This window comes from Longimicrobium sp. (assembly GCF_036554565.1).
Lineage (GTDB): Bacteria > Gemmatimonadota > Gemmatimonadetes > Longimicrobiales > Longimicrobiaceae > Longimicrobium.
Genome location: NZ_DATBNB010000583.1, coordinates 1 through 7,132, shown reverse-complemented (window position 1 = coordinate 7,132; position 7,132 = coordinate 1). Strand labels below are relative to the sequence as shown.

The 7,132-nt window shown below is 70.3% G+C and carries 10 protein-coding genes; 2 read left to right on the top strand and 8 right to left on the bottom strand.

Annotated elements, in window-relative coordinates; genetic code table 11:
• The 8 genes from atpG to VIB55_RS16015 all read right to left on the bottom strand — a co-directional run.
• On the bottom strand, window positions 1-811 hold an 811-nt coding region (gene atpG, locus VIB55_RS16050), incomplete at its 3' end, for an ATP synthase F1 subunit gamma (RefSeq protein ID WP_331877673.1).
• Window positions 812-904: 93 nt separating this feature from the next.
• Window positions 905-2,602 carry a F0F1 ATP synthase subunit alpha gene (gene atpA, locus VIB55_RS16045; RefSeq protein ID WP_331877672.1) on the bottom strand — a complete coding sequence of 566 codons (1,698 nt, stop codon included), beginning with the start codon at window positions 2,600-2,602 and terminating at the stop codon, window positions 905-907.
• A 120-nt stretch (window positions 2,603-2,722) separates the two neighbouring features.
• The gene (gene atpH, locus VIB55_RS16040; RefSeq protein WP_331877671.1) at window positions 2,723-3,304 is read right to left on the bottom strand and encodes an ATP synthase F1 subunit delta; all 582 of its coding nucleotides are present in this window, start codon (window positions 3,302-3,304) and stop codon (window positions 2,723-2,725) included.
• Between the two features lie 3 nt (window positions 3,305-3,307).
• Window positions 3,308-3,883, bottom strand: coding sequence for a F0F1 ATP synthase subunit B (gene atpF / locus VIB55_RS16035; protein WP_331877670.1), 576 nt, complete (start codon window positions 3,881-3,883; stop codon window positions 3,308-3,310).
• Between the two features lie 82 nt (window positions 3,884-3,965).
• Window positions 3,966-4,223 carry an ATP synthase F0 subunit C gene (locus VIB55_RS16030; protein WP_331877669.1) on the bottom strand — a complete coding sequence of 86 codons (258 nt, stop codon included), beginning with the start codon at window positions 4,221-4,223 and terminating at the stop codon, window positions 3,966-3,968.
• Between the two features lie 181 nt (window positions 4,224-4,404).
• A complete protein-coding gene (gene atpB / locus VIB55_RS16025) occupies window positions 4,405-5,424 on the bottom strand; it encodes a F0F1 ATP synthase subunit A (RefSeq protein WP_331877668.1) in 1,020 nt (339 codons plus the stop codon).
• Window positions 5,421-5,792, bottom strand: coding sequence for a hypothetical protein (locus VIB55_RS16020; protein WP_331877667.1), 372 nt, complete (start codon window positions 5,790-5,792; stop codon window positions 5,421-5,423). The genes atpB and VIB55_RS16020 overlap by 4 nt, the downstream gene beginning before the upstream one ends.
• Window positions 5,789-6,037 (bottom strand): AtpZ/AtpI family protein, encoded by a 249-nt coding sequence (locus tag VIB55_RS16015; protein ID WP_331877666.1) that lies wholly within the window; start codon window positions 6,035-6,037, stop codon window positions 5,789-5,791. Before VIB55_RS16015 ends, VIB55_RS16020 begins: the two co-directional genes overlap by 4 nt.
• Before the next feature lie 240 nt (window positions 6,038-6,277).
• Here VIB55_RS16015 and VIB55_RS16010 point away from each other — a divergent pair, with 240 nt between their 5' ends.
• Both VIB55_RS16010 and VIB55_RS16005 read left to right on the top strand, forming a co-directional pair.
• Window positions 6,278-6,718 carry a BsuPI-related putative proteinase inhibitor gene (locus tag VIB55_RS16010; RefSeq protein WP_331877665.1) on the top strand — a complete coding sequence of 147 codons (441 nt, stop codon included), beginning with the start codon at window positions 6,278-6,280 and terminating at the stop codon, window positions 6,716-6,718.
• A 65-nt stretch (window positions 6,719-6,783) separates the two neighbouring features.
• Window positions 6,784-7,132, top strand: a 349-nt coding sequence (locus VIB55_RS16005) for a pyridoxal-phosphate dependent enzyme (protein ID WP_331877664.1), incomplete at its 3' end; no start/stop codon positions are given.

The following is a 7,132-nucleotide window of genomic DNA, read 5'->3' as shown; positions in this document are numbered from 1 at the left end:
CCGCCTGCCGCACCCGGTTGTACGTGCGCGTAAGGCCCTCGAGCATGTCGCCCGCGTTGTCGGTCGCGTTCTTCATCGCCGTGCGCTGGGCGCCGTAAAAGCCGGCGATGGTTTCCACCAGCGCGCGGTACACGCTGTTGCGCACGTACAGCGGCAGGATGCGGCCCAGGATCTCGTCGCCCGAGGGCTCCAGGATGTAGTCGGCGTCGCCGCCCTGCCCGCCCTCCGGCGGCGCCACCGGCAGCAGCTGCATGGTGGTGGGCGGCGTGCTGAGCGCCGAGTTGAACTTGGCGTACACCACGTACACCGCGTCCAGCTCGCCGGCGATGAACTGCTCCATCAGCCCGTCCACCAGCCGCTGCGCATCCGCGGCGCCCGGGCGGTCGCTGATGTCCGACGCCGCGGTCCGCAGGGTTTCGCCCTGATAGCGGAAGAAGCCGATGCCCTTCTTCCCCGCCGCGTGAAGCTCCACCTCGGCGCCCTCGGAGCGAAGGCGCGCCAGCAGGCCGCGGGTTTCGCGGATCAGGTTGGCGTTGAAGGCGCCCGCCAGGCCGCGGTTGCTGGTCAGCAGCAGCACGGCCGCGCGCCGCACCCGCTCCGGCTGGCGCAGCAGCGGGTAGCGGGCCGCCAGCTCGGGCGTCAGCAGCCGGCCGATGACCCCCGCCAAGCGCTCGGCGTAGGGCCGCGCCGCCTCGACGCGGTCCTGCGCGCGCTTCAGCTTGGACGTGGAAACCATCTCCATCGTCCGCGTGATCTTGCGCGTGTTCTGGACCGAGCGGATCCGGCCCTTCAGTTCTCTGGCCTTGGCCATTTTCGTCTAGGTCAAGTGCGAGAGTGCGAGAGTGCGAGAGTGCGAAAGTGCGCGGTTACTCTCGCACTTTCGCACCTTCGCACTTTCGCACCGTCAGTAGCTCTGCCGGGCGGACGCGGCGTTCGCCTCGGGGCGCGACGCCATGCGCAGCTGCTCTTCCGACATGTGCCGGTCGGCGTCCGTTTCCGTGAGGATGGCGCTGTCGGCGTAGTTGTCGGTGCCCACCGGCGAGTGCGGGTCGGCGAACAGCTCGGCGTAGCGCTCCAGCGCGGCCTTCAGCGCCGTCTCGCCGTCCGCCGTCAGCTCGCGCGCCGTGCGGATGCCGTCCAGGATCTGCGGGTGCTGCGTGCGCAGGTACACGTGGAAGTCGCGCTCCCACGCCTTCACCTGCGGCAGGTCGACGTTGTCGAGGTAGCCGTTGGTCAGCGCGTAGATGATGGCAACCTGGTTCTCCACCGGCATCGGCTGGTACTGCCCCTGCTTGAGCACCTCGACCGAGCGGGCGCCGCGCGCCAGCTGGCGCTGCGTCACCGCGTCGAGCTCGGATCCGAAGGCGGCGAACGCCTCCAGCTCGCGGTACTGCGCCAGCTCGCCCTTGAGCTTGCCGGCCACCTTCTTCATGGCCTTGATCTGCGCCGCGCCGCCCACGCGCGACACCGAGATGCCCACGTTCACCGCCGGGCGCACGCCCGAGTAGAACAGGTTGCTTTCCAGGAAAATCTGGCCGTCCGTGATCGAGATCACGTTGGTCGGAATGTACGCCGACACGTCACCGGCCTGCGTCTCGATGATCGGCAGCGCGGTCAGCGAGCCGCCGCCCTCGGCGTCGCTCAGCTTGGCCGCGCGCTCCAGCAGGCGGCTGTGCAGGTAGAACACGTCGCCCGGGTACGCCTCGCGGCCGGGGGGACGGCGCAGCACCAGCGACATCTGCCGGTACGCCACGGCCTGCTTGGAGAGGTCGTCGTACACGCAGAGGGTGGGCATGCCCTTGCCCTCTTCGTTCTTGGTGTACATGAAGTACTCGGCCAGCGCGGTGCCCGCGTACGGCGCGATGTACTGCATGGGGGCCGGGTCCGACGCGGTGGCCGCCACCACGATGGTGTAGTCCATGGCGCCCGCGTTGCTCAGGCGGCTGACCACGCCCGCCACCGTCGAGGCCTTCTGGCCGATGGCGACGTACACGCAGACGACGCCCTGGCCCTTCTGGTTGATGATGGTGTCGATGGCGATGGCCGTCTTGCCCGTGCCGCGGTCGCCGATGATCAGCTCGCGCTGGCCGCGCCCGATGGGGATCAGCGCGTCGATGGCCTTGACGCCCGTCTGCATGGGCTCGCCCACCGGCTTCCGCAGCACGATGCCGGGAGCCACGATGTCGACCTGGCGGCGGGTGACGCCCTTGATGGGGCCCTTGCCGTCGATGGGCTCGCCCAGCGGGTTCACCACGCGGCCCAGGAACTCGGGGCCCACGGGGATGTCGAGCACGCGGCCCGTACGGCGTGCCTGGTCGCCCTCGTGAAGCTGCGTCCAGTCGCCCAGGATCACCGCGCCGATGTTGTCTTCTTCCAGGTTCAGCGCCAGCGCGGTCACCGATTCACCCGTTTCCGAGCTGGTGATCTCGAGCATCTCGCTGGCCATGGTGCCCATCAGGCCGTAGACGCGCGCGATGCCGTCCTTCACCTCGAGCACCGAGCCTACCTGCTCCGCCTGGAGCGCGTCCTCGTACTGCTCGATCTCGCCGAGCAGCACGTTCTTGATCTCGCTTGCGCGAAGCTGGGATTCGACCGTCGCCATCGTTGCTATCCTCGTTGAGCGGTCCGGCGCAAAGCCGGAGCGGCCGTTAAGTCCTTCAGTCGTTTCTCGTTGCGTCCTGTAACCCGAACCCGCCCGTCCGTTCGCCCGCGGGGGCGCCCGTCAGAGGGCGGCCGGCGCCGCGCTGGGCGGCAGCTGGGCCGCCATCATCGCGCGGCGCAGCCGCGCGGCACTGGACCGCACCGAGCCGTCCAGGATCTCGTCGCCCACCTGCACCACCATGCCGCCCAGCAGGTCGGGCTCCACCGTGAAGGTGGGGATCACCGCGCGGCCCAGGCGAAGCGCGAGCGCGTTGCCGATCTCGGCCTGCAGGGCCTCGTCGGGAAGGTGGCTGATGGCCACCTGCACCCGCACCCGGCCCATGCGCTCGTCCACCAGGCCGCGGAAGGCCTCGGCGATCTCCGGCAGCAGCGTCTGGCGGCGCTTGTCGACCAGCACGCTCACGAAGCGCAGGAAGAGCTCGGGGGCGCGGCCCGCCAGCGCGGCGCGCAGCGCCTTCTTCTTTTCGGCGGCCGGCACGCGGGGCGTTTCCAGGAACTGGCGCACGCGCGGGTCCGACTGCACCAGCCCGGCCACCTCGTCGAGCGCCGCCGCGAACTGGTCCATGGCGGCCGGGCCGCCGTTGCGGTCGGCCAGGTCCAGCAGCGTTTCGGCGTAGTTGCGGGCGATCAGCTCGGAGCGCACGGCTCAGGCCTCCGCGCGGGCGCCCACGCCGGCCAGGTACTCGCGCACCAGGCGGCGGTTGTCTTCGGCGTCCAGCGAGCGGCGCACCAGCTTTTCGGCGGCGCGGATGGCCAGGTCCACGGCCTCGCGGCGCACCGACTCCAGCGCGCCCTCGCGCTCGGCGGCGATGTCGCGGCGGGCGCGCTCCATCATCTCCTGCTGCTCGCGGCGTGAGGTGGCCAGCACCTCGGCGCGCATGGCCTCGCCCTGCAGGCGGGCCTCGTTGATGGCCTCGTGGGCCTTGGCGCGCGTTTCCTCCAGCAGACGCCGGTTCTCCTCGGCGGCGGCGGCGGCGGCGGCGCGGTCGCGCTCGGCGCCTTCCAGCAGCTCGCGGATGTGGGTCTCGCGCTGCTCCACCGCACCCAGGATGGCGGGCCACGCGGTGCGCGACAGCACGACCAGGACGATCCCGAAGATCAGGAAGGTCCAGATGATCAGCGCGGTATTGATGGCCAGCGGCCCGCCGCCTTCTTCGGCGGCGTACAGCGGCGTGGCCTGGAGCAGTGCAAGGCCGGCGAGGGCCCACGGCTTGAGAGTCATGGCGTCTGCGAGCGTTTCAGTCAGTCCAAATGCAAAGGCGGGAGGGGAGGCCGGGCCTCCCCTCCACACGAGCGTTCCTGCCTCAGCCCAGCGCGCCGCCGACCGTGTTGTTGATCAGCAGGCAGACGATCAGCGCGAAGAAGGTGGCGCCCTCGATCAGCGCCGCCAGGATGATGCCGGCCGTCTGGATGTTGCCGGCGATCTCCGGCTGGCGGGCCATGCCCTCGGTGGCGCCGCGGCCGATGAGGCCGATGCCCAGGCCGGCGCCGATGATGGCGAGGCCGGCACCCAGGCCGGCGCCCATCAGGCCATTCGCGAGCGATCCGATTTCAGCCTGCATGTCAGTATCTCCGTAACGTGTGAGAATCAGTCGGTTCTGGGCCTCTGCTCGGCGGCGGTGCCGCGGCGCCTGGTCGGCGCCTCCCCGGGCTGCCCCTGGTCCCGGGTACTGTACGACGGGGGTCGAGCCCTTCCCCGCCGGCGAAGGCTTCAGGTGCCTCCGCAGACCCTCCTTCGACGCGTCAGTGCGCGTGGCGCATCAGGCCGATGAACACGCTGCTCAGCACCACGAACACGTAGGCCTGCAGGAACGCCACGAACAGCTCCAGGAACATCAGCGCCGCGGCCATCACGAAGGGCCCGGCCATCAGCGCGCCGCCGAACATCAGCGCCACGCTGAACAGCGACAGCAGCACGATGTGGCCGGCCATCATGTTGGCCATCAGACGCACCGACAGCGCGAACGGCTTGGCGAACTTCCCCAGCAGCTCCACCGGCGTCATGATGGCCGCCATCACCGGCACCAGCGCCTTGGGCAGCCCGTGCGGAATGAAGACGATGGTCTGCAGGTAGCCCTTGGGGCCCAGCGTGACCATGCCCGTCACTTCCACGACCACGAAGGTGATCAGCGCCAGGCCGATGGTGACGGCGAAGTTGCCCGTCGCCGTCGAGCCGAAGGGCATCAGCCCCAGCAGGTTGCAGAACAGGATGAAGAAGAACAGGGTGATCAGGAACCCCGCGAACTTCTCGCCCCCGTGCCCGATGTTGGGCATCACCACTTCCTGGCGGATGAACAGCGCCGCCGCTTCGATGGCGTTGTGCCGCTTCCTGGCGTGCCCCTGCCCCGCCTGGCGGCGCTTGGCGGCGCGGCCGGCGGGGATGAACACGGCCAGCATGATCAGGCCGGCCAGGGCCATGAACACCACGTGGCGCGTGGGCGTCATGTCTACCGGGCCCACCTGCCAGCTGTGCGCGGCGGGCAGGTGAATCTCGCCGAAGGGCTGAAAGTCCAGCGTGCGCCCGTCCTGCACGTGGTGCATGGGATCGAACTCGCCGTGCCCCTCGGCTGTGGCGGCACCGTGCTCACCCTCGGCGGCGGCGGGGCCGTGCTCGCCGGTGGTGGCTTCCTGGATGGCCCCGTGCGTGGCCGGCGGCGCGGCGGAGGGCAGGTGCTGCGGGCCCTCGACGGTGCCATGGGTGTCCTGCGCCACCGCGGGTGCGGCGGCGAAGAGCAGCGCGAGCAGGGCGGCGTTGAGCTTCATCCTTGCGTCGGGTTCGACGTGCGAGTCTTCAGGAACAGCGGCTCCATGATCGTCGTCAGCCAGAATACGCCAACGAGCGAGAACAGCGTCGCCGCGAACGGCAGCCCGGCGGCGGGCACGATCACGAACGCCGCGAGGGCGAACATCACCAGCCGCACCAGCAGCCCCAGCCCGTATCCGTGCCAGGCACGGCCCGGGTACAGCCAGACGAAAAAGGCCCAGAACACCGCCACCTGCACCAGCAGCGCCATGCCGGCACCGGCCAGCACCCCGTCGCGGTACGCGGGGGCCATCAGCACGCCGGCCACCGCCACGAGGGCGGCGAGCGCGAAGGCGATGGCGGAGTAGCGAAGTCCCAGCCTGGTCACTTGCGATCCATCGTTTCCCGGTCATCCTGCTTCGGCGCCACCACCAGCCGCCGGTACATGGACCAGAAGCCCGCCGTACCGCCGATGAACGCGCCCAGGATCAGCAGCCAGGGCGAGGTGCCCAGCCGGCGGTCGGCCCACATCCCCAGGAACAGGAAGAGCGCGACCGACGCGGCGAACCCCAGTCCCACACCTGCCAGGTCGCCTGCCCCTGGACCCTTTCCATCCCGCGGATTCGCTGGCATCCAGGCCCTTTCGGCTGCTCCCGGGGGGTGTCGTCGGGGCCCAATATAGGAGCTTGTGAAATTTTTCGCAAGCTCGAAACGGCAGGCTTGTGAAATTTTTCCCAAGGGCTGCCCGGCGGCTTGAAACAGTTGCTTGACGCCCCTGTCCGGTGGCGTCTAATTTGCCGTCAGGAGCGGGCCGCCGGGCACGTTCTCCCGGCACCCGCCGCGCCGTCCGCGCCTTCACAGTCTCGCATACTCATGCCCGCCATCCTGCTGATCGCCGTTGCCCTGGCGCTGGCCGCCTGCACCCCGCCCGCCGGGGGTCCCGCGCCGCGGGCCGGCGCGGGCGATGCCGCGTCGCCCCTGATCGCCTCGCTGAGCGTGCAGCCCGGCGCCGACAGCGTGCGGCTGACCCTGCAGGTGACCAACGCGGGCACCACGCCGGTGACGCTGTCGTTCAGCTCAGGCCAATCGTACGACTTCGCGGTGCGCAGCGGCGGAACGACCCTGTGGACGTGGTCCGCCGACCGCAGCTTCATGCAGGCGCTGCGCACCGAGACTCTGGGCGCGGGGGAGACGCGCACCTGGTCGGAAAGCTGGACGCCGCCCCGCGGCACCAGCGGTTCGCTGACGGCGGTGGCGACGCTGACCTCCACCAGCCACCCGGTGGAGCGATCGACCGAGTTCCGGCTGCCGTGAACAGGGGCGCGCGCCCGCGCACGTTCCATTCCGCCGATTCGGCCAGCGCGTTGGATCCCGGCGCCGTGTTCCCGTTCCCCTCCGCCGCCGACGTGTTTGCCGCCGCGGCGCGGATCCGCGGGTTCGTGCGCCGCACGCCGCTGGAACGGTCGGCGTGGCTGTCCGGAATTGCGGGGATGGACGTTCACCTGAAGCTCGAGAACCTGCAGCGGACGGGATCGTTCAAGCTCCGCGGTGCGTACAACGCAATCGCCTCGCTTCCGCCCGGGCAGCGCGCGCGCGGGCTGGTCACCGCCTCGGCCGGGAACCATGGGCAGGGGGTGGCGCTGGCGGCGTCCCTCATCGGCATCCGCCCCGTGGTCTTCGTCCCCGCCACGGCGCCCGAAACCAAGAAGCGGCGCATCGCCCGCTTCG